Genomic DNA, 22,577 nt, shown 5'->3' with positions numbered 1-22,577 from the left:
CCTATCTGACCGTCGTGCGCCAGCACGCCATCGGGGGGAGAAGCCCCCGTCGTGCAAGCCGCGGGGTTGTTGCCGCTCACCGTGCCGGAGGTACGGCGGCTTCTCTGGCACCTGGTCTGGGAGCGGCCGCCTTCGGTTGAAGCGGTTGAGCACTGGTCGGTGTGGCGCCGGCGCCATCAGCAGCGCGCTCATGACTGTCACTGGCGCGAGCGCACCCGTCGCCGACGTCAAACCCGGCTGTAGTATTAGGACATCACAGCGGAGCATTGCGCACCGAATGGTGAGAGGGTCGGGAGTTGGCACTCCTGAGACGTAAGCGCTTGGTCCGCTTCGGCAGTCATGAGCTGACGTTCGTTGGGCGGCCGAAAGGTGAAAGGTTGACCCAACCCGGGCATTCCACTGAATGGATTGATAAGGGGAGCCGCCATACCATTGTGGCGACCATCTCTTCGTAAGCAGGTACCGTTAATGGCCACGATCCGCGTCCAACGACGCCTTGCCGCCATCCTGGTCTACGCCGTCGCCTGTGCGGTGGCCGTGCAGAACGGCGTCGCCGAGCGGTAGGCGGAGGGGCCACCGGGCGGCGGACCGGGATCCGGATCGGGGTCAACATCGCCGCCTGCGTGGAGCATGTCTGCGAACTCGGCGGGGTCATGATCTCATCCTGCCCCGGATGGAGAGACTATCACTCCATCCTCGGTGACGACCTCGAAACAGTACTGCTCGAACAGACTGGGCAGGAACGGGTCCAGGGCCAAGAGCCCGCTGCCGAGCCGCGCGAGATCCCGCGCAGCGGCATCATCGGGGCATTCATGGCCGACACCATTCCGGGCGACGATTCGGGAGCCCAGTCTGAGATGGAAAAAGTAGCGGGGTATCATGCCTTCCTCATCCCGCAGGCATGGCCGCTGACGTGAGAGGGCCTCAGCCCCCGCCAGCGGGGTCGAGCCGATCGCACGCGCCCCGCAGGAGCTGCCACACGCGTGCAACGTGTGCCTCACTGGTGCGGATGTTGCCGACGGCGAGGCGCAGGGTGAAGCGCTCGTGGAGCTTCGTATGCGAGAGGAACGCCTCGCCGGACGCATTGACGGCATGCATGATCTGCTCGTTCAAGCGGTCGAGGCGGGCGGCGCGCTCGTCGGCTGTCTCGCCGTCGCGCGGCGGGCAGGCGCGGAAGCAAACCAGGCTCAAGGGGACGGGCGCGAGCAGTTCCCAACCCGGCGTGGACTCGACCCACGAGGCGAACAGCCGGGCGAGGCGGCAGTGCTCGCGGATGCGCGCGGCGAGCCCGTCGCGGCCGAAGTAGCGGAGGACCATCCAGAACTTGAGGGCGCGGAAGCGGCGCCCGAGCTGGATGCCGTACTCGGAGTGGTTACGGACGGCCTCATGGCCCTGGTCGAGCGTGCGCAGGTACTCGGGCACGAGCGAGAAGGCGCGGTGCAGCAAATCCATCCGCCGCGTGTACAGGACGGACAGGTCGAAGGGCGTCATGAGCCACTTGTGCGGGTTGAGCACGAGCGAGTCCGCCCGCTCACTACCGTCGAGGATGTGGCGCAATTCGGGAACGACCGCGGCCGAGCCTGCATAGGCGGCATCGACGTGCAGCCAGAGCCGTTCGCGCCCGCACAGCTCGGCGATGGCCGGCACGGGATCGATGCTCGACGTCGAGGTCGTTCCGACGGTGGCGACAACGCAGAAGGGGAGGTGGCCGGCGGCCCTGTCCTCCTCGACGGCGCGTGCGAGCGCGGCCGGATCCATGCGGAACTCGGCATCCGTGGGGATCTTACGCAAGGACCGCTGGCCAAGACCGAGCGTGATGACGCATTTCTCGACCGACGAGTGCGCTTGCTCGGACGCGTAGACGCGCAACAACGGTAGGTCCGTGCGCCCGCTCATGCCATCCTCGCGCACGCGCAGATCGAGGCCCTCGCGTGCGGCGGCGAGGGCGTGGAGGGTCGAGACCGAAGCGGTGTCGTAGATGATCCCCGAGAAGGCCTCGGGCAGACCGATCATCTGGCGCAGCCACGAGAGAGTGACTTCCTCGAGCTCCTGCGCGGCCGGGGCTCCGCGCCAGAGCAGCGCCTTCGTGTCGAATGCCGCCGAGAGCATCTCCCCGAAAATGCCGGGGGCCGAGGTGGAGGTGGCGAAGTAGGCGAAGAATCCCGGATGGCTCCAGTGAGTGAGCGCCGGCACGATGAGGCGGTCGACGTCGGCGATGATCGCCTCCATCGACTCGCCGGCTTCCGGTGGTTCGGTCGGGAGTCTCGCGATGAGCGCGCCCGGCTCGACCTGGGCAAGGACGGGAAACCGTTCGACGCCCTCGAAGTAATTGGCGATATAGTCGACGACGGAACGGCCATAGTGCCGGAACCCTTCGGCGCTCATGTCGCCGAGCGGCGGAGCAACCCTATCCGGACCTGCCACGTTCAAGGCTTCCATTGTCGTCGCGCTCGGCACGGCGCCCAGCGGTTGGTCCTGAAGGTCGTCCTGGGGCATCGGTGCGCGTCCATCATGGCCGCGCGGCGGGTCGCACCGGACGGCGGGCAGGCGGGAGAACATCCGCAGGATAGATGCAATCCACACAGTGGGCAAAAGCGGCGGCTGGTCGAGACTAGAGGTGCCACTGAGACTGGTTCTTGACTGAATCACGTCCCCAGGCACCGATGGCGTCTTTGCAATACGGTCAGATGCAACCTTGTCCGATTTCCTGAAGCAGAATACGCGAATGACGCGTACCCTTTCGCGCGCACGACACAGGTCCGGATTGGATGAAGGATCACCCTTGGAACGAAGAGGCGTTGCGCCATGAAGGTCGATGGGCGCTGCCACTGTGATCTCATCACCTTCGAAGCTGAGATCGAGCCCGAGAAGGTGTTGCTCTGCCACTGCACCGATTGCCAGACGCTCTCGGGATCAGCCTTCCGCGCCGTTGTACCCACGCGGACGGGTGCCTTCACGCTGCTCTCGGGTGAGGCGAAAAACTATGTGAAGATTGGAACAAGTGGAGCGAGACGGCTTCACGGGTTCTGCCCCGAGTGTGGGGCGCCCATTTACTCGACGGCGGAGAGTGACGGACCCAAGGGCTACAACCTCCGGGTCGGAACGATCCGTCAGCAATGGGAACTCACGCCACGAGTGCAGATCTGGTGCTGTTCGGTCCTGCCCTGACCACCGAAATCAGGACCCAACAGCGTTTTGAAATGGGATCGGATCTATCCCTGTAAAACCGTTACTGGCGCGTGGTCCAGCAACGGCCTTGCGTGAAATTGAACCAAAACCAGGAAGGTCCGGATCTGGCACTCCTGAGACGTAAGCTCATGGTCCGCTTCAGCGCTCAAGAGCCAACGTTCGTTGAGCGTCCAGAACGTGAATGTTTGACCCGATCCTGACCTTAGCGAGCTTTTCTCGTCTGATGGTCATGGCGAAACAGCAGGTGAGGCCGGCTGCTCCGCTTGGATGGTACCATTCACATTCGCCAGAACGTCGCTCTTGTCTTCGGGCTCGTTCGGACGAAAATGTCTGCCGCCACGTACTTTATGATCGATGATATGGAATGCTCACGCTACGCCAGATCGAGGTTATTCGGGCCATCATGGTCACCGGAACCGTTGCTGGCGCAGCCAAGCTCCTTAACGTGTCCGCCCCCGGCCTCAGCCGGCTGATGAAATACACCGAGACCTCGCTTGGTCTCCGGCTGTTCGACCGGCGGAATGGGCGCTTCGTTCCGACAGCCCAGGCTCGCGGCATTTTCGAGCAGGTCAATACGGTTTTTCAGAAGGTCGAGGACCTTCGCTATATGATTGGCCGCTTGGAGACCGGAACCTCTCAAGAATTGCGGATCGGGTCGGTCCCGAGTATCGCCAACGTCATGGTCCCGCGTGCGATCGAGCGAGTGCGGCACCGCCATCCAGATCTGATTATCGACATCAACACGTTGAAGATCGAGGAGGCTATTGACTACCTGCTGCTCGGAAAGGGGGAGGTGGTGGCCATCAGCTCGCGGTTTGATCACCCGAGCCTGACCTTCGAACCTCTCGCATCAGGCGAACTGTTCTGCATCGTGCCTGAAGGCCACTCGCTGGCTGAGTTGGAAGCGATTTCGGCCGAGGAGATCGTGCGACACCCTTTGATTGGGATCGATCCGAATGACCCTTATGGCCGGATCATGTCTGATATATTCCGCGAGCGACGTCTTCCGTACAATATCACAATACGTGCCCGCTTCGGCACCACCGTCTGTGCATTGGTGAAGGCCGGCCTCGGGATCGCTGTTATTGACCAGTTCACCGTAGCGCATGGGGCTGTGCCAGGGATCCGGCTCCTCCGGATCGAGGAGCCGACCCGGTTCGATACCTTCGTGGCGAGTAAGGCCGGAACCCTGCTCTCGTCGTTCGCGGAAACCTTTGTCAAAGCCTTACGTGCCGAGATGGAGGCAGCCGTCCCGTTCACGGACACAGGCCACGGCAAAGTTTCCAGAAAGCGGGCATCCCGTTGACATCACTCAGTTCGGCACAGGCTGAATGTTCGGCTCTGAGTTCGGCGAACCTTGAGGGAGATGGCACGGCGACCGCCGCAGACCGTAACATCATGTTACGGTAGCCGCTAATCTTGGTATTTGTCTTACGGAGTTGGCTGGTGTTCATTCGTCTTGCAGGAGACGCGGCGCCAGGACATCCCGAGATGAGCGTCGGCGCGATGCTCCAGCATGATGGTCTGGCTAGCCGTTCTGCCTGTTGAACACCGTGGCGGCGGCTTGAAGATCACAGTTCAAGCAAACGGACTTCGGCGCGGTGGTTGTCACAGCGGCTATTCGAAGAGCTCTTTGCCCATGACGATGAACCAACTCACGGACCGAACCACACCAAGGCAGGCAAGCCAGCCCGCGAGGGCAGATCTTTTGTCCGCGAGTCCCAGGCATTCGGTCCTGTGTGGCTTGATCGGCCAAGGCATTCAGGGCTCCCTCACGCCCGCCCTGCACGAAGCGGAAGGGGCGGCCCAGGGCATTCCTTATGTCTACCGTCTCATCGACCTGGAGCAGATTGGGCTAGGGGTGCGGGATTTGCCCGAGATCGTCGCGTCAGCCGAGAAGCTCGGCTTCGATGGGCTCAACGTCACCCATCCCTGTAAGCAGGCTATCATACCGCTCCTGACCAAGTTATCGGAGGCAGCCCGAGCCCTCGGCGCCGTCAATACGATCTTGTTCAAGGACGGCAAGCGGATCGGCTACAACACCGACTGGAACGGCTTTGCCGAGCCCTTCCGTCGAAAGATGGCAGACTTGGAGCGGGACCGGGTGGTCCAACTCGGGGCAGGTGGAGCTGCCGCCGCCGTGGGTCATGCAGCGCTCGCGTTCGGTGTCACAGAGCTTACGATCTTCGATCTTGATCACGCCCGAGCCGAACAGCTCGCGACCAAGCTGTCTGCTCACTTCGGGGCTGATCGAGCCAAGGCAGGACAGGATCTCAGGAGTGCCGTGCAGTCTGCCAACGGTCTGATCAACACCACGCCTGTCGGTATGACCTCGCATCCGGGCATGCCCCTTCCGGCGGATCTGCTGCGTCCTGATCTCTGGGTAGCCGATATTATCTACTTTCCGCTCGAAACCGAACTTCTCAAGCACGCTCGAGCGCTCGGCGCCCGCACCCTGGATGGCGGCGGCATGGCTGTGTTCCAGGCCGTCGAAGCCTTCCAGCTGTTCACCGGTATCGAGCCTGACAGCGATCGGATGCTGGCTCATTTCGTAGCGCTCCAGCCTGTCTGAGCGAAGAAAGACAAGGAGGCCATACGAAGCAGCAACAGCTCACAAATCCACCAGCCCTGTGCCGCCGTGCGGTACTGCAAAACAGATAATGACCCCGGGAGAAGCCCCATGCGGAAATACATCACCTACCTCTTAGCGACCGTTCTGGTGCCGAGCGCCATGCTGCTCACTGGTGTCGTCGAAACCTCGGCCCAAGTTCAAACGCGCACCCTGAGATTTACGGCAGCAAGCAACAAGGGACATCCCCAAGTTCTGGGGGTCGAGAAGTTTGCCGAACTCGTGGCTCAGAAGAGCGGCGGCAAGATCACGGTCAAGGCGTTTCCCGGCGGCTCGCTCGGCCCGGATCTCCAGGTTGTCTCTGCCATGCAGGGCGGCACCATCGACTTGAACGTGATGAACGCCAGCCTGCTCGCTGGCAACGTGAAGGAGATGGCAGCGCTCGACTTTCCCTATTTGTTCAACAGCCCGGAGGAAGCTGACGCGGTTATCGACGGACCCGTAGGCAAGAAGCTGATCGACAAGCTCCCTGCAAAGGGGTTGGTCGGGCTTGCCTACTGGGACTTGGGTTTCCGGGAGATGCACACTAGGAACAAGCCCATTGCTAAGGCAGACGATCTCCGTGGCCTGAAGATGAGGGTCATTCCAACGCCGATCTACGTGGACTTTATGAACGCCACGGGTGCCAATGCTGTGCCGATGCCTTTCACCGAGACCTATACGGCACTGGAACAAGGCTCGATCGATGGGATGACGAACCCGCTGCTGAACATCCCGGACGGTAAATACGACGAGGTATCGAAGCACCTCACATTGACCAATCACATGTACACGCCGCAGATCGTGATTGTCAGCAAGAGGACATGGGACAAGCTCTCCGAGGAGGAGCACAAGATCTTGCAGGACGCCGCAGTCGAAACAGCAACCTATCAGCGCAAGGTTGCCCGTGAGCAGGCCGCCAAAGTGCTCGATCAGCTCAAGAAGGCAGGCATGACGATCCACGAACTCCCGCCGGAGGAGATCGCAAAGCTGCGCGAGAAAGCCAAGCCTGTGATGGAGAAATACAGGAAGGATCTCGGAGAGGAGTTCGTCACGGAACTCTACGCCGAAATTGAAAAGGTACGATCCAAGAAGTGATTGGCGTTCACCTGTGTCCCTACAGGCGGCCTGCCAAGCTCATCCAGGAGACTAGAGCATGAACAGATGAGCTGTCTTGCTTGGAGCGGCGGTTGCGGTAGGTCTGACCGCCGCCGCTTCAACAAAGGTCGTTACCATCCAAAATGTGCGCAAAAACACCCTTGCCCCCTGCAGCCGGATGTTACGTACACTAATATTGCAAACCGTTCGCCAGAAAGACGTCGGTGTCGGTAGAGTCAGGCTATAAAAGGATACAAGCCGACGGCTGTTGAACGAGAGAGCCTACGCGTTAGTACAAGTGATGAGAGGTTTCCGAACTCGGCGGAAAGAGGAGCCGAGATGAGGCTCCGTCCGATAAGTGCCATAGACGAGCACGTTTGAGACGAGGAGGAAAGCTATGATAGCGCCAAGCTTGGTTCCCCAGACCCTGTGGCTGGCCCTTACATCTGCCGTCCTGATCGGGCTTCCACATGCTGTGCAGGCCGAGATCAAGGAGCGCAGTATCAAGATGCCGATCGTCAACAGCATCGATCACCCCCAGGGGATCGGGGCAAAGAAGTTTGCCGAGCTGATCGAACAGAAGAGCGGCGGCAAAATCAAGGTTCGAATCTACCCGAGCGGAACGCTGGGCGGAGAGCAGCAAGTGGCCTCCGCGATGCAGGGCGGCACAGTGGAGGTTTCAATGATGGCGCCGGCTCAGCTGGTCGGCAACATCAAGGAGTACTTGGTACTTGACTTCCCATTTGCGTTCGCGAACGAGCGTGAGGCCGATGCTGTCCTTGATGGCCCCTTCGGCCAGAAGCTACTCGAGCTGATGCCCGCGAAAGGTCTGGTTGGCTTGGCATATATGGAGCAAGGCTATCGCAGCATCAGCAACAGTAAGCGGCCGATCAACAAGCTGGAGGACATCCAGGGGCTGAAGATCCGCACTATCCAGAACCCGCTCTACATCGACATGCTCAACACGCTTGGGGCGAACGCCGTGCCTATGGCTTTCACCGAGCTGTACACCGCCTTGGAGACCAAAACGGTCGATGGCCAGGAAAACCCTTATTCGACTGTCGAGGCGTCCAAATTCTATGAGGTGCAGAAATACTTCAGCAACACCAAGCATATCTATAACCCTCAGCTGCTGCTGGTAGGGAAACGATTCTGGGACATGCTCTCGGCGGAGGAGAGAAACATCTTCGAGGATGCTGCCATTGAGACCCGTGATTTCCAGCGCAAGGTTGCCCGGGAGATGAGCGACAAGTCACGCGAGTTTTTGATCACGAGCGGGATGCAGATCAACGATATTGCACCTGGGGAGATCGCCCGCATGCGGGAGAAGGTCAAGCCGGTGATCGACAAATACGCCTCGCAGGTGGGTGAGGGTCTTGTGAAGCAGTTCGACGCGGAACTGGCCAAGGCCCGCGATGTGATACGATAGCCAAAGAGGCAATGTAGGAGCCCCCTATGTGAGAAGGGCGTCTTCTTCCTTGGCCGGATACAGGGCACTGCACGCGCGGTGATACTACACCGGTACTATCAAGATGGGATCAATGATTGTGATCTGGCCGAGATGATGCCGGGTCACCGGGTCACCATCGACTCACCCCCGATCTTCCGCTGGGTGCAGCGCTACGCCCCAGGGAAGGAGGGGCTAACGCATCGTGCGGAAAAGTGGATCCGGTTTTCCGCATTCAACGATGCGCCACCTATAGGTAGGGGCATCGGACCCAAAGTGCAAATCCACTTTTGGGTCCGATGCTCTAGTTACCGAAGACAGGGATCCGCTGCTCTTAAATAAATCCGAGTGTGCAGTCCCTGAGTCTCAGCCGGCAGGCGCGACCGCGTTTTCGGACTTGGAGCGGAATCGAACCCGTTCCCAAATCGGTCTGCTAAACGAATGGACGAGGCCTTAGAATGCGCGATCCAGAATTAAGCACTGCCCTCTGTCTGAAGGAGGAAATGATGGCGATTGGGAAGCTTCTTACCACTTCATGGGTCATCAGCCTGTTTGTGCTCTCTCCCACCCATGCGGCTGACATCAAAGACCGAACTATCAAGGTTGGCATTGGTTTAAGTGCCGACCATCCACAAGGACAGTCGGTCACGAAGTTCGCCGAAATAGTCAGTCAGAAGAGTGGCGGCAAGATCAAGGTGCGGCTCTTCGCAGGTGGCGCTCTCGGGAATGACGTTACAATGATCTCGGCGCTCCAGGGCGGCACACAGGAGATGACAATCCCCGACACCTCAACTTTGGTTGGGATTTCCGGGTTGAAAGATTTCGGACTGATCAATCTGCCATTTTTGATCCAGAACGGCCAAGAAGCCGATACCCTCTTGGACGGCCCGTTCGGGCAGAAGCTCATGGCCAAGCTTCCTGAGAAGGGCCTGATTGGATTCGGGTTCTGGGAAAATGGCTTCCGTCAGGTAACAAACAGTCGCAGGCCAATCACCAAAGCTGAGGACTTTGCAGGCCTCAAGTTACGGGTCATTCAAAACCCTCTGTTCATCGATACGTTCCGGGAACTCGGAGCCAATGCGGTGCCGATGCCCTTCACAGAAGTTTACACCGCACTTGAGACCAAAACCATCGATGGGCAGGAGAACCCGCTCGCCACCATCCTCGCGTCGAAATTCTACGAGGTACAGAAATACGCAGTCCAGTCCAACCATATCTACAGCGTTTGGGCTTTCCTGATGAGCAAGCGCTTCTGGGATCGCCTGACGCCGGACGAGCAGGCACTCATCACCGAAGCTGCCAAGGAAGCCAAGGACTTTGAGCGTAAGACCATTCGGGCGTTTGAACTTACTGCTCTCGATGAGCTCAAATCTAAGAGGGTGGAGTTTTCGACCTTGCCGGAGGCTGAAGTGACAAAGCTGAGGGAGAAGACAAAGGCTGCGCGGGAGAAGTTCACCGTCGAGTTTGGGCAAGCCAGTGCAGCAGAGATGATGTCGGAGTTGGAGCGAATTCGCTCGACCAAACAGTAGTCTTGACGTTTCTATCATCTCTGATTGTCAATGGAGGTGCCGGCTCTCATTGTCGGCACCTCGAAGCCACAGCTCCGAGATTACGCCAAGGCTGCCCAATCCTTATTGACCTATGCTGAAGTTGATCGCGCCCTGGCAGGACGGCCAGCTCGCCGACTGACTTGTTTGCCTTGTGTGCCACTCGAAGTGGTTAGATCCGACGCTCGTTTGGAAGCGAACGTCGTCACCCAGTTCGTGTCGCGGGCAAGCACATGCTCGACACAGCCCTGAATGTGATCAATCAAAACCTGCTGGGCCGTTGTGAACTCCCGTGCCAGCGAGCATTCGAGAAGTTTTTGATGCTGGTTTGCGGCAACTTCCCCGCGGAAGACCACTGCCACCATCTGGTAGCGGAGATACTTATCATAAATGGCAGCATGCGTATCGAGAAGCACCTTGGAGCCGCAGGCGGAGATCAGCGCGTGATGAAACTGCCAGTCGAATTGCTTCCAGATCTCTGGCTCGGAGTGGTCGCCGGCAAGCATCCGCTTCTCCATCACTGATAGCTTATGATAGGCGGCGACAACCCGGCTTTCCCAATCGAGATCACCTCGTTGGAAGGACTGCTCCAGGGCGTGGCACTCAAGGAGCTGCCGCATTGCCGCCAGTTCCTGGAAATCCTCTGCCGAGACGGGCGCCACCTCAAACCCACGCTGGCCTTCAGCGACGGCTAAGCCCTCTGAGCACAGCCGATTCAGAAGCTCCCGCAGCGTGCTGATGCTTACACCATAAGCCTCACTGATCCGGTCGAGCTTAAGCTTTTCGCCCGGGACGAGCCGGCCGAACACGATGTCCGAGCGGATCCGGCGATAGGCGGTCTCGCCGACTGTCTCGGCCTGCAATGAGCCCGCCGGCATGGCCTTACTCCCTTGAAGCCTAGCGTGGGGCAGGAGCACAAATGGTCATCGGAGCCGAAGCTACTGTTGGCTCTCATCGATCAGACGCGCAAGCCGCTGAAGAGCCAATTGGTAACCTTGCGTCCCGAAACCAGCGATCACCCCAGAGGCAACGGTTGAGACATAGGAGTGGTGGCGGAACGCCTCACGTTTATGGACATTTGAGATGTGCACCTCGATGATCGGGAACTCGCAGGCGTTCAGGGCATCGAGGATCGCGACAGACGTATGGGTAAAGGCTGCCGGGTTGATGACGATGCCGCCCGCCCGCTCCCGCGCTTCGTGGATCCAGTCAATGATCTGATATTCAGCATTGCTTTGGTAAAACTCAATCTCAAGCTTAAGTTCAGCCCCGACGCGGCGGCATTCTGCCTCGACGTCCGCTAAGGTTTCATACCCATAGATCGCCGGCTGGCGCTTTCCGAGAAGGTTCAGATTGGGGCCATTCAAGACATAGACGATGCGGCTCATGGTGGCTTTCCTGCTGCTGTTGGCTAAAGCTGGTCTTGCGTTTGCACTTCTAGTGGGAAAGGTGGCTCCATAAACTGCTCCCTGCCTCTTGTCCGGGCCACATCCGACAGCGCGAGCCAAGAACGTCAATTCTCATCCAAACCTTGGCCGAATCGGCTGGAGGCATCAGCCGTGATGGCGCGAGATGCCTCCGTTGGACGCACACACCATTCTCTGAACGCCTCCGCTGCTGCTGAGACCAATGCTTGCGCTGGACGCAGACAATTAAGCCTTTGTTGCTTGTGGTATGCATACTGTGCAGGCGAACTATGTCGCGTTTTCGCTGGTGCAGAGCGGCAAGGCGATCCATATTCCTTAGAAAGATTAAGAAGGAAACGCCTGAGGTCACGTTCTCTCTGAGAAAGATCCTCTCATGGCCACCACCCATTTCCATACTCAAGACCTGCTCAACTACAAGACAAAAATCCGCACACATTCACTGCTTCTGTTGCTTGGCCAGTTCGTCGCCAAAATGGTTAAGGTTGCGGGAGAGGCGGACCAAACCCACCAGGGGCTTCGTCGTCAACGCTACGCAGCACTTCTGGGCTGACCGTCGGCGTCGCCATGCCCCAGCCACCGGAACATCACTTTTTCAAATAGCGGATAACCGTATCAATTACGGTTTCCCGCCGTTTGGCGAGCATGTCCGCTGACGCCATGTCTCTCTTGAAGATCTGCGAGAAAGTTGCACGGTTCGAGACGTTGAAGAAGCACAACGCACTAATCGTCATGTGCAGATCGATCTCATCAATGCCTTTCCGGAAGATTCCATCCCTGACACCTCGCTCGTAGATGCCTCGCAGCGTGTTGATCACAGAGACGTTCAATTCCTGGATTGCTCGGGAGCGTGCGAGATGGACGCCTTGGTGGATATTCTCCACCATCACGAGACGAATGAAGTCTTCATTCGAGTTCTGGTAATCAAACGTAAAGCCCACAAGAGCTCGGATGGCAGCCTCGGGCTCAAGACCGGCTAAATCCAGAGTCGCTTCGATCTGCCTGATACGCCGGTAGGCGTCTTCGAGCACCGCAACGAACAATCCTTCCTTGTCCTCAAAGTAATAGTAGATCATCCGTTTGCTGGTGTTTGTCCGGGCGGCGATCTCGTCGACGCGTGCTCCGCTATAGCCTTTCTCCGCGAATTCCTTGGTTGCTATTGCCAAGATGTTCTGCCGGGTCAATTCGGGATCGTACCCGCCACGGCCGGAGGTCGACCGCTTCGCGGCATGAATAGAAGGTTTCACGTCATGCATGGCGGTTACATCCTTCATGGCACACCATCGACCAGCCTCTTCTCACATAATCCTCTTGGGAAATGGCTCTGACCCGAGCCCGTTTTGAGAGCAAGTTCGCCTTAGCGTCAACGTGAAAGCTCCCAAGTACCAAACTAACTGAAGGCGTAAGATCTGTTCGCCTAAGGGCGTAGAGGCGCACGTAAAAAACAATGCTTACCACGGTTGACTATACTAACTAGTTCGTACATTAATGGCATCGCCTGGTGGACGCAAGCAGTCGAGAGCAGAGAAATGCCTCGATCCCGGGCAATAATGAGGAAACTGCTCCGACTTAAGCGTCGGATCACCAAGAGGGACGTCATGGTCATGCCCAGTGAAGGCATCCGACGCGCTGATCCCATGCTTCATGCAGCTAATGTCTGTTTCCAGTCGGCTGAGATCGGCAGTGGCAGCATCGGCAACTCCAGCCTGGCAGCACAGTACGCGTCCGCCCAATCTGTCCTGGTTGGTCTGATCGGGTCCGGAATCCAGGCCTCCCGCACGCCCGCCATGCATGAGCGGGAAGGAGCCGAGCAGGGCCTCCGTTACATCTACAAGCTGATCGATCTCGACGTGCTCCGCCTCGGACCGGAATCTCTGCCTGAGCTTGTCACAGGTGCTCAACGTATGGGCTTTGCCGGGTTGAACGTCACATATCCCTGCAAACAGGCCATCATCCCACTGCTGGATGAACTGACACCGGATGCTCAAGCTCTCGGTGCTGTCAATACGGTCGTGTTTCGCGAGGGACGAAGCATCGGACACAACACCGACTGGTGGGGCTTTGCGGAAAGCTTCAAGCGCGAACTGATGGATCTCGGCCGCGATCGCGTTGTGCAGTTCGGGGCCGGTGGCGCGGGTGCCGCTGTGGCGCACGCCTTGCTGACCCTTGGTATCGGTACGCTCGAGATTGTCGATACGGACAAGAACCGTGCCGAGCAGCTCGCTTCCGAACTGTGCGAGCGCTTCGGCGGCGCGCGTGCTGCGGTAGCCGATGACCTTGTGACAGCAGTTTCGCGTGCGAACGGCATCGTCAACACAACGCCCGTCGGAATGGCCAAATATCCAGGCATGGCACTTCCCGCGCCTCTTCTGCACCCAGGCCTCTGGGTTGCGGACATCGTCTACTTCCCCCTTGAGACGGAACTGCTGCGGACGGCCCGAGCCCTGGGCTGCCGCACCATGGGCGGCGGCGGCATGGCTGTCTTCCAGGCTGTCGGAGCCTTCCGTCTTTTTACCGGCATTGAGCCCGATCCGAAGCGAATGAGGCAACACTTTCAATCGATGTGACGCGTCCAGATCAATAAAACCAATAAGGACGCAAACCAGAGGAAACGCCCATGAATATGATCGTGGAAGGTTACTTTAAGCTGCTGAAGGTCCTGATCGCGCTCTTTCTGGCGATCATGGTCGTTCTCGTGTTCGGCAATGTCGTCCTGCGTTACGGCTTCAATTCGGGCATCACCGTCTCCGAGGAAGTCTCGCGTTGGCTGTTCGTCTGGCTCACCTTTCTCGGCGCGATTGTGGCCCTGCGAGCGCGCGGTCATCTCGGTGTGGACACCTTGGTCAAGCGTCTGCCCAATGTCGGCAAGCGTGCCTGCCTGATCGTCAGCCAGCTTCTCATGCTCTATGCCACCTGGCTGCTCCTCCAGGGCAGCTGGGAGCAGACCCTGATCAACTGGGATGTGGCAGCACCGGCCTCCGGTCTGTCCACCGGCTGGTTCTATGGCGTTGGTGTGGTTTTCGGTATCTCAACAGGGCTCATTCTGCTTGCCGATCTCTACCGAACCCTGACCGGGAAACTCTCCGACGAGGAACTTGTCATGGTCAAAGAGTCGGAGGAGCAGGAGGAGCTTGAAGCCTTGCAGCACGAGCTCGCCGAGCGCGATCGCCGCGAAAGCGAGCTCGCCACCCCCGCAGCCGCACCTCGGAGGGCGCAGTCATGACCATCGCCATCTTCGTCGGTTCCCTTCTCGGCACCATGGCCATCGGCATGCCTATCGCCTACGCCCTGCTGATCAGCGGCATCGCGTTGATGTACTACATGGATATGTTCGACGCCCAGATCGTGGCGCAGAACATCATCAACGGCGCCGACAGCTTCCCGTTGCTGGCTGTGCCCTTCTTCATGCTGGCCGGTGAGATCATGAACACCGGCGGCTTGTCGAAGCGCATCGTCAATGTCGCTCTTGCGTTGGTCGGGCACATCAAGGGCGGTCTGGGCTACGTGGCGATCCTCGCTGCCTGCATCCTGTCGGCCCTGTCGGGCTCGGCGGTGGCCGATGCGGCGGCGCTCTCGGCCCTGCTCGTGCCGATGATGGTGCAGGCCGGCCACGACAAGGCGCGCTCCGGCGGGCTGATCGCAGCGTCCGGTGTCATCGGGCCGGTGATCCCGCCCAGCATCGGCTTTGTGATCTTCGGCGTGGTAGGCGGCGTGTCGATCACCAAGCTCTTCCTGGCCGGCCTGGTTCCCGGCATCCTGATCGGCCTCGGCCTCGCCTTTGCCTGGTGGTGGGAGGTGCGCAAGGAGACCATCGTCAGCCCGCCCAAGAGGTCTGCAGGCGAGATCGGGCGCGCCCTTCGGGAAGGCGTCTGGGCCTTGATGCTGCCCTTCATCATCATCTTCGGCCTGAAGTTTGGTGTCTTCACGCCGACGGAGGCAGCCGTGGTGGCGGCCGTCTACTCGCTGATCGTGGCGGTGTTCGTCTACCGCGAGCTTAAAATCTCGGAGCTGTTCGCCGTCTTTGTGACGTCGGCTCAGACAACAGCCGTCGTCATGCTGCTGGTGGCCGCAGCCCTGGTCTCGGCCTGGCTGATTACGGTATCGGAGATTGCGACTTCCGTGATCGATCTGCTCCAGCCGTTTATGGACAACCAGACGCTGCTGCTGATCGCCATCATGGTGATCGTGGTGATCGTCGGCACGGCCATGGACATGACGCCGACCATTCTGATCCTGACCCCGATCCTGATGCCGGTGATCAAGGCAGCGGGCATCGACCCGGTCTACTTTGGCGTCCTGTTTATCGTGAACAACTCGATCGGTCTGATCACGCCCCCGGTGGGCACGGTGCTCAACGTGGTGGCCGGGGTGTCTCGGATCAGCATGGAGGACCTGATGAAGGGCGTCTGGCCTTTCCTGCTGGCGCAGCTTGTCGTGCTGTTCCTGATGGTCCTGTTCCCGCAGCTCGTGATGTGGCCCGCCAAACTCATTGGAGGCTAGCAAGCCTCTCAATACGGAGGCCGCAAAGGGGCTGACTCCTGACGAAGTGCTCAACAGGGAGAGAAGACAGATGAAGCGCTTTTGCACTATGTTTGCTGGTGTGATGCTAAGCGGAGTATTCCTTTTACCAAGCTCCGCCAGCGCCGAAATCAAGGAGCGCACCATTCGCTTCGCGTTTCAGAACGCGCAGGAGCATCCACAAGGCCAGGGAGCCAAAAAGTTCGCGGAATTGGTCGAGCAGAAGAGTGGCGGCAAGATGAAGGTCCGCCTGTTCCCCAGTGGTCAGCTCGGCGGCGACCTGCAAACCGTCTCAGCCCTCCAGGGCGGCACCATTGATATCACGGTCCTGAACGCCGGCCTGCTCGTTGGACAAGTCAAGGAGTTCGGCCTCTTCGACCTGCCATTCCTCTTCGACAGTGCGAAGCAGGCGGATGCCGTAGTGGATGGCCCCTTCGGCCAAAAGCTCTCAGAGTCTCTCGTTCCTAAGAACCTTGTCGGCCTCGGCTATTGGGATCTGGGTTTCCGCAATCTCACAAACAGCCGGCGCCCTGTGACCAAACTTGAGGATATTCAGGGCCTCAAGGTTCGCGTCGTGCAATCGCCGCTCTACATCGATCTGTTCAACACGCTTGGAGCCAACGCGGTCCCGCTGCCATTCCCGGAACTCTACACGGCATTGGAGCAGAAGACCGTCGATGGCCAGGAAAACCCCGCGACCGTCATCCAGACGTCGAAGTTCGCCGAGGTCCAGAAGTATCTGACATTCACCCGGCACGTGTACAACCCGCAGATCCTGATCTTCAGCAAGCGCGTTTGGGATCGCTATGACCCTGAGGAGCGGAAGCTCATCGAAGAGGCCGCCGCGGAGGCGAAAGCCTACCAGCGTCAGGTCTCCCGTGACGCCGAGGCCAAGGCGGTTGAGCAACTCAAGGCCCAGGGGATGCAGCTGACGGAGCTGTCCCCCCAGGAGGTCGCAAGGCTGCGGGACAAGGTGAAACCTGTCACTGAGAAGTTCGCGAAGGAAGCGAACGAGGCCGCCTCTAAGGAGCTCTTTGCTGAAATCGAAAAGGCCCGCGCGACGCGCTGAACCCTTTAACTGAATGATAACTGTGCTGGCAGGCAAACGTCGCCAGCACAGGTGTCGCAACTGTCAGCATCTTGCAGAACGAAGGTAGCAAAGCCGTGCAAACCGCCATCGCCACTGTTTGTCTCAGCGGTACATTGGACGAAAAGCTCCAGGCTATCGCGACAGCTCAGTTCAAGGGGGTCGAGATCTTCGAGAACGACCTGTTGTCCTTCAACGGGACGCCAACGGACGTGCGCCGTATGGTCGAGGACCTTGGCCTGACCACGGCAGTCTTCCAGCCCTTCCGGGACTTTGAGGGGATGCCGGAGCCGAAGCGCGCCAAGGTGTTCTCACGGGCCGAGCGCAAGTTCGACGTCATGCAGGAGCTTGGCTGTGACTTCCTGATGGTGTGCAGCAATGTCTCGCCCGACAGCCTCGGCGGCATAGATCGGGCCGCAGCAGACTTTTATGAACTCGGCGAGCGAGCGGCAAAGCGGGGCATGCGGGTTGCGTTCGAGGCGCTGGCCTGGGGCCGACACGTCAATGACTATCGCGATGCCTGGGAGGTCGTCCGCCGCGCCAATCACCCGGCGGTCGGTCTCGTCCTCGATTCCTTTCACGTTCTCGCGCGTGGGACAGACCTGACGGCGATCCGTTCCATTCCTAAAGACAAGATCTTCCTTGTCCAGATGGCGGATGCGCCGCAGCTCGATATGGACTACTTGTCCTGGAGCCGGCACTACCGCTGCTTCCCAGGGCAGGGGGATCTGCCCATCGACGCTTTCATGGACGCCCTGCAAGCAACGGGCTTCGATGGTCTGCTGTCCCTGGAGATCTTCAACGACCGGTTCCGGGCAGGCTCAGCCCGCAGCGTCGCGGTCGATGGACAGCGCTCACTTCTCTTCATGCTTGATCAGCTCCAGCGCCGAACGGGAGTTCCGATCCCGGGTTTGCCCGAACTTCCCCCTCGCGCCACGTGCCATGAGGTAGAGTTTGTCGAGTTTGCCATGGACGAGAGAAGTGCGAAGCCTTTTGAGCGCGTTCTTGGGGGACTTGGCTTCACTAAGGCTGGCAAGCATCGCTCAAAGGACGTCACACATTGGCGTCAGGGTGACATCAACATCGTGGTGAACCGTGACAAGGAGGGCTTTGCCCACTCCTTCAACATTACTCATGGGCCATCGGTTTGTGCCATAGCATTGCGGGTTGATGATGCTCCAGCGACGATCAATCGCGCGGTCCGGCTCCTGGACCAGCCCTTCAGGCAGGCTGTGGGTCCGGGAGAGCTGGACATCCCGGCCGTTCGAGGTTTGGGCGGGAGCCTGATCTACTTCGTCGATCACAAAAGCGGGCTTGACCGTCTTTGGGACACCGACTTCGAGCCCATGACTGACGGCAATACTGATTTCACGGGTGCGGGGCTCACGACCTTCGATCACGTGTCTCAGTCGATGTTTTATGAGGAAATGCTGACGTGGCTTCTCTTCTACGTCTCGTTGCTCGATGTGCAGAAGACGCCGGTCCAGAACGTGATTGACCCTGGCGGCGTCGTGCAAAGTCAAGTGGTGGAGACCGAGGATGGAGCATTACGTCTCATTCTCAACGCCTCTCAGAGCCGCCAGACCCAGTCATCCCGCTTCCTGACGGATATGTTCGGCTCAGGGGTTCAGCATATCGCTCTGGCGACCTCTGAAATTTTCGCCACAGTCGAGCGGCTTAAAGCGAACGGGGTCGAGCTGCTACCGATTCCTGAGAACTACTACGAAGACCTCGAGGCGCGCACGGATCTCTCGGAAGAGGAGATTAACCGACTGCGGAACGCCAACATCCTCTACGACCGGGAGGGTCCGGCGGAGTTTTTCCAGGCTTACACGAAAACGCTGGAGAATGGCTTCTTCTTCGAAATCGTCCAGCGCCGCGGCTATCAGGGGTTCGGTGCGGTTAACGCTCCGATCCGTCTTGCGGCACAAACGCGTCTGGCGCCGCACCCAGCGATGCCAAAGCACTGAATGTCCAGGAGCGATTCCATGACTGTCGACAGCATCCGCAGGAGTCCCAAGGCATTCTATCAAGGGGAAGATATGGGACCTGAGAGCGAGTTCATCCAGCGCGATCGCAGCATTCACCCGCCCGCCTTCACGCCCAATTACAAGACAAGTGTGTTGCGGTCTCCGCGTATCCCGCTCTGGTCCCTGCAGAACTCCCTTTCGGAAGTGACCGGACCTGTTTTCAGTCCCGAGGACATCGGCCCGCTCGATAACGATCTGATCCTGAACTATGCCAAGGATGGCGAACCGCAGGGCGAGCGGATCATCGTGCATGGGCACGTCCTCGATGAGAACGGGCGAGGCGTGCCGAACACTCTCGTTGAGTTTTGGCAGGCCAATGCCAGCGGTCGCTATCGCCATGTCAATGACCGCTATCTGGCGCCAATCGATCCGAACTTCGGCGGGTGCGGGCGCACCCTGACCAATGAAGAGGGTTACTACGCCTTCCGGACGATCAAGCCTGGGGCTTATCCATTCCGGAACTTTGTCAACAGCTGGCGGCCGGCCCACATCCACTTCTCGGTGTTCGGCTCCGGCTTCGCCCAGCGGCTGATCACGCAGATGTACTTCGAAGGTGATCCGCTCCTGCGCCAGGATGTGATTGCCGGAACCATTCCGGACCCGGAAGCAGTCAAACGCCTGATTGCACCTCTTGATCTGGAGGCCGCCGTGCCGCTCGATTGCCTCGCCTACCGCTTCAACATTGTACTGCGTGGCCGCCGGTCCACGTTGTTCGAAAACAAGCTGCAGGGGAACTAGAGCCATGATTCCGTCACGTCCATACAAGGAAAGTTCATCCCAGACAGCCGGTCCCTACGTGCACATCGGCTTGATCCCGCATCAGGCCGGGTTCGACATTTTTGAGAAGAACTTCAGTCATGTTCTGGTGGGGCCTGATACCGTCGGCGAGCGCATCCGCATCGAAGGGCGGATCTTTGATGGCTTGGGAGCGCTGGCGCGGGATGTCCTGGTCGAGATCTGGCAGGCAAATGCGGACGGCCGCTACAACCACCCTGCCGACCGGCAGGAGGACAAAGCGATCGATCCCACCTTCCGTGGCTGGGGCCGAACCGGGACAAACTTCGAAACGGGTCTCTACACCTTCGAGACCATTAAGCCCGGCCCTGTCATTGGCCGCAGCGGGCACCGGCCCATGGCGCCGCACGTGAACGTCTGGCTGGCGGCGCGTGGCATCAACATTGGGCTCAGCACGCGTATGTACTTCTCCGACGAGGCTGAGGCGAACGCGCGGGATCCGGTGCTCAACATCATCGAGCCGCGCGAGCGGCGGGAGACCTTGATCGCCCGGCGCGAAGAGCGGGGAGGGGAGATCGTCTATGTCTTCGACATCCACCTCCAGGGTGAGCGCGAGACCGTCTTCTTCGATCTCTGAGCATCAAACAAGGACAATTTCGATGAACCCTGTTGTCATTGCCGTTGCCATCACAGGCTCGGTGCCACGCAAGGAGAACAATCCGGCGGTGCCGATCCTGCCACCCGAGCAGGTCGAGAGCACGCGGGAGGCTTACGAGGCCGGAGCGACGCTCGTGCACATCCATGTCCGCAACGACGACGAGACCTCCTCGTCCGACCCGGAGCGGTTCCGGCAGGTGCAGGAGGGAGTGAACCGGCTCTGCCCGGGGATGATTGTCCAATTCTCCACGGGCGGACGTGGGCGTGACCCGTCCCTGCGCAGCAGTGCGCTGTACCTGCGGCCTGATATGGCTTCTCTCTCCACAGGCTCGGTGAACTTCCCGACCATTGTCTATGAGAACCATACGACGTTGGTGGAGGAGATGGCCGACAAGATGAAGGAGTTCGATGTCAGACCCGAGATCGAGATCTTCGATCTCTCCCACCTGCATGGCGCACGCCGCTTGGCTGACAAGGGTCTGCTTGACGAACGACCGCACATCCAGTTCGTCATGGGCGTGCAGAATGCCATGCCTGCCGAGGAAGGATTGCTCGACATCCTGCTGAACGAAGCCAGGAGGCTGTTCCCGGCCTGTACCTGGACGGCAGCCGGCATCGGCCGTCATCAGTCACAGGTCATGGAATGGGCGCTGGCCCGCGGTGCCGATGCGGTCCGCACCGGGCTCGAAGACAACATCCGGATCACTAAGGACCGGCTCGCCGCCTCGAATGCGGAATTGGTGTCATTGGCGGCCGAGGCGGTGCGCCGTCATGGCCGGCGTGTCGCCACCGCTGAGGAGGCCCGTACGCTTCTCGGGCTTAAACCCACCCCGGGTGTACAGGCTGCGTGATCGAGCCCCGTACGGCCTTGTTTGTGATCGGATGTAACCGATGCCCGTGCTCAAAGTGAATGGTGTCGAAGTTTTCTACGAGCTGAGTGGACCAACCGGTGCACCGGTGGTCGTGTTCTCAAACTCACTCGGCACCACGTTGGCCATGTGGGATGGAATCGTTCCGGCCCTGCGGGGGTGGTACCGCGTTCTGCGCTACGATACGCGCGGTCATGGTCGGTCTCAAGTCGTGGACGCCCCCATCACGATCGATGACCTGGCCGCAGACCTCGTGGGTCTTCTCGATGGCCTTGAGATCGCGAGGGCCCATGTGGTCGGACTGTCTCTAGGCGGCATGACGGGTCAGGCGCTGGCGAGCCGCTATCCGGATCGGGTAGCCAGCCTAACTCTGATGGCCACTACCGCCTCCATGCCGAGCCAGCAATCGTGGGACGAGCGGGCCTCCCTCGTGCGGGCGCAGGGCACAGTTGCCATTGTCGAGGCTACGATGGGGCGCTGGTTCACGCCGGGCTATCCTGACCAGGAACCAGAGCGGGTCTCTCCCGTACGCGAGGCCTTCATCGGCATCGATCCGGTGGGCTATGCCGTCTGCTGTAATGCGATCGGGCGCATGGACCTACGACCTGTCATCGGCCAGATTTCTGCCCCCACCCTGGTAATCGCAGGAGCCGATGATCCGGCCACACCTATTGCAATGGCGGAGGAGATCCGTTCTACCGTTACAGGTGCCGAGATGATCGTTCTCCCGCGCGCCGCGCACCTTCTTGCGGTCGAACAGGCGGAGAAGGTCGGAGCCTATCTGGTCTCGTTCCTGGACCAGTATCGTGACCGGGATCGCGACGGAGCCTTGGGCGCAGTGCCATTCGATGTCGGGCTTTTGAATCGCAAGAGCGTGCTGGGCGAAGAGCATGTTGACCGCTCACTGGCGAAGGCCGGGGCCTTCGCCCAGCCCTGGCAGGACTTCATTACGCGAACCGCTTGGGGTGAGGTGTGGGGCGACCCGCGCCTGCCTTGGAAGACACGCTCCCTGGTAACGCTTGCCCTGATGGTGGCCTTGCACCGGGAGGAGGAGTTCAAGCTCCATGTCAGGCCAGCGCTGGGGAACGGCGTGACTGCTGGCGAGCTTCAGTCCTTGCTCCTGCAGAGCGCGATCTATGCGGGCGTGCCGGCGGCAAATGCCGCACTTCGCTGGGTGAGGGATGTGCTCGGAGACGAGCTTGCGTGAAGGGACGATCACGCCAACAGAAAGGGCCAGAGAATGAATAAAGTTTACAGCGATGCGCGGGCAGCGCTGGCTGGAGCGGTCAAGGATGGCATGACCATCATGGCCGGCGGTTTCGGCCTGTGCGGCATTCCGGAGACGCTGATCGAGGCGATCCGTGATTC

General features: G+C 59.6%; 22 protein-coding genes. 17 read left to right on the top strand and 5 right to left on the bottom strand.

Features of this window, described 5'->3' with window-relative positions:
• Positions 1-659: 659 nt before the first annotated feature.
• Positions 660-881, bottom strand: coding sequence for a DUF6894 family protein (locus ACS5Q1_RS36330; protein WP_473102794.1), 222 nt, complete (start codon positions 879-881; stop codon positions 660-662).
• A gap of 43 nt (positions 882-924) precedes the next feature.
• Complete coding sequence (locus tag ACS5Q1_RS36325; RefSeq protein WP_473102793.1) at positions 925-2,649, bottom strand: pyridoxal phosphate-dependent decarboxylase family protein; 1,725 nt, start codon at positions 2,647-2,649, stop codon at positions 925-927.
• Between the two features lie 156 nt (positions 2,650-2,805).
• Between ACS5Q1_RS36325 and ACS5Q1_RS36320 the strand changes: the two genes are divergently transcribed.
• The 6 genes from ACS5Q1_RS36320 (at position 2,806) to ACS5Q1_RS36295 (ending at position 9,871) form a co-directional block, all read left to right on the top strand.
• Positions 2,806-3,168, top strand: a complete 363-nt coding sequence (locus tag ACS5Q1_RS36320) for a GFA family protein (RefSeq protein ID WP_473102792.1) — start codon at positions 2,806-2,808, stop codon at positions 3,166-3,168.
• Positions 3,169-3,553: 385 nt separating this feature from the next.
• Positions 3,554-4,495, top strand: coding sequence for a LysR family transcriptional regulator (locus ACS5Q1_RS36315; protein WP_473102791.1), 942 nt, complete (start codon positions 3,554-3,556; stop codon positions 4,493-4,495).
• A gap of 339 nt (positions 4,496-4,834) precedes the next feature.
• Positions 4,835-5,761 (top strand): shikimate dehydrogenase, encoded by a 927-nt coding sequence (locus ACS5Q1_RS36310; protein ID WP_473102797.1) that lies wholly within the window; start codon positions 4,835-4,837, stop codon positions 5,759-5,761.
• A gap of 108 nt (positions 5,762-5,869) precedes the next feature.
• A complete protein-coding gene (locus ACS5Q1_RS36305; RefSeq protein WP_473102790.1) occupies positions 5,870-6,895 on the top strand; it encodes a TRAP transporter substrate-binding protein in 1,026 nt (341 codons plus the stop codon).
• 397 nt (positions 6,896-7,292) lie between these two features.
• Positions 7,293-8,324, top strand: a complete 1,032-nt coding sequence (locus ACS5Q1_RS36300) for a TRAP transporter substrate-binding protein (protein WP_473102789.1) — start codon at positions 7,293-7,295, stop codon at positions 8,322-8,324.
• 476 nt (positions 8,325-8,800) lie between these two features.
• Entirely contained in the window at positions 8,801-9,871 is a 1,071-nt protein-coding gene (locus tag ACS5Q1_RS36295; RefSeq protein WP_473102788.1) for a TRAP transporter substrate-binding protein, read from the top strand.
• Positions 9,872-9,981: 110 nt separating this feature from the next.
• Here the strand turns inward: ACS5Q1_RS36295 and ACS5Q1_RS36290 are convergent, their stop codons facing one another.
• Both ACS5Q1_RS36290 and aroQ read right to left on the bottom strand, forming a co-directional pair.
• A complete protein-coding gene (locus ACS5Q1_RS36290) occupies positions 9,982-10,767 on the bottom strand; it encodes a GntR family transcriptional regulator (RefSeq protein ID WP_473102787.1) in 786 nt (261 codons plus the stop codon).
• Positions 10,768-10,827: 60 nt separating this feature from the next.
• Positions 10,828-11,277 (bottom strand): type II 3-dehydroquinate dehydratase, encoded by a 450-nt coding sequence (gene aroQ, locus ACS5Q1_RS36285; protein ID WP_473102786.1) that lies wholly within the window; start codon positions 11,275-11,277, stop codon positions 10,828-10,830.
• A gap of 412 nt (positions 11,278-11,689) precedes the next feature.
• Between aroQ and ACS5Q1_RS36280 the strand changes: the two genes are divergently transcribed.
• Positions 11,690-11,866 (top strand): hypothetical protein, encoded by a 177-nt coding sequence (locus ACS5Q1_RS36280; RefSeq protein ID WP_473102785.1) that lies wholly within the window; start codon positions 11,690-11,692, stop codon positions 11,864-11,866.
• 34 nt (positions 11,867-11,900) lie between these two features.
• On the opposite strand, the gene ACS5Q1_RS36275 is transcribed toward ACS5Q1_RS36280, so the two are convergent.
• A complete protein-coding gene (locus ACS5Q1_RS36275; RefSeq protein ID WP_473102784.1) occupies positions 11,901-12,587 on the bottom strand; it encodes a TetR family transcriptional regulator in 687 nt (228 codons plus the stop codon).
• A gap of 324 nt (positions 12,588-12,911) precedes the next feature.
• Between ACS5Q1_RS36275 and ACS5Q1_RS36270 the strand changes: the two genes are divergently transcribed.
• The 10 genes from ACS5Q1_RS36270 to ACS5Q1_RS36225 form a co-directional block, all read left to right on the top strand.
• Positions 12,912-13,880 carry a shikimate dehydrogenase gene (locus tag ACS5Q1_RS36270; protein WP_473102783.1) on the top strand — a complete coding sequence of 323 codons (969 nt, stop codon included), beginning with the start codon at positions 12,912-12,914 and terminating at the stop codon, positions 13,878-13,880.
• Positions 13,881-13,930: 50 nt separating this feature from the next.
• Positions 13,931-14,536 carry a TRAP transporter small permease gene (locus ACS5Q1_RS36265; protein ID WP_473102782.1) on the top strand — a complete coding sequence of 202 codons (606 nt, stop codon included), beginning with the start codon at positions 13,931-13,933 and terminating at the stop codon, positions 14,534-14,536.
• The gene (locus ACS5Q1_RS36260) at positions 14,533-15,813 is read left to right on the top strand and encodes a TRAP transporter large permease (protein ID WP_473102781.1); all 1,281 of its coding nucleotides are present in this window, start codon (positions 14,533-14,535) and stop codon (positions 15,811-15,813) included. The genes ACS5Q1_RS36265 and ACS5Q1_RS36260 overlap by 4 nt, the downstream gene beginning before the upstream one ends.
• Positions 15,814-15,883: 70 nt before the next feature.
• Positions 15,884-16,900, top strand: a complete 1,017-nt coding sequence (locus ACS5Q1_RS36255) for a TRAP transporter substrate-binding protein (protein WP_473102780.1) — start codon at positions 15,884-15,886, stop codon at positions 16,898-16,900.
• 95 nt (positions 16,901-16,995) lie between these two features.
• Positions 16,996-18,888 (top strand): bifunctional sugar phosphate isomerase/epimerase/4-hydroxyphenylpyruvate dioxygenase family protein, encoded by a 1,893-nt coding sequence (locus ACS5Q1_RS36250; RefSeq protein WP_473102779.1) that lies wholly within the window; start codon positions 16,996-16,998, stop codon positions 18,886-18,888.
• 72 nt (positions 18,889-18,960) lie between these two features.
• A complete protein-coding gene (gene pcaH, locus ACS5Q1_RS36245) occupies positions 18,961-19,686 on the top strand; it encodes a protocatechuate 3,4-dioxygenase subunit beta (protein ID WP_473102796.1) in 726 nt (241 codons plus the stop codon).
• Positions 19,687-19,690: 4 nt separating this feature from the next.
• Positions 19,691-20,320: a protocatechuate 3,4-dioxygenase subunit alpha gene (gene pcaG / locus ACS5Q1_RS36240; protein WP_473102778.1), complete on the top strand. Its 630-nt coding sequence runs from the start codon at positions 19,691-19,693 to the stop codon at positions 20,318-20,320.
• Between the two features lie 22 nt (positions 20,321-20,342).
• Positions 20,343-21,191 (top strand): 3-oxoadipate:acetyl-CoA acetyltransferase, encoded by an 849-nt coding sequence (locus ACS5Q1_RS36235; protein WP_473102777.1) that lies wholly within the window; start codon positions 20,343-20,345, stop codon positions 21,189-21,191.
• Positions 21,192-21,231: 40 nt separating this feature from the next.
• Positions 21,232-22,416, top strand: a complete 1,185-nt coding sequence (gene pcaDC, locus ACS5Q1_RS36230) for a bifunctional 3-oxoadipate enol-lactonase/4-carboxymuconolactone decarboxylase PcaDC (protein ID WP_473102776.1) — start codon at positions 21,232-21,234, stop codon at positions 22,414-22,416.
• Positions 22,417-22,449: 33 nt separating this feature from the next.
• A partial coding sequence (locus tag ACS5Q1_RS36225) for a CoA-transferase (protein WP_473102795.1) occupies positions 22,450-22,577 on the top strand: 128 nt, incomplete at its 3' end.

The organism is Microvirga sp. GN3 (genome assembly GCF_055792825.1).
Note: the sequence above shows the minus strand (reverse complement) of the source record. Positions and strands in the feature narration are given on the sequence as shown.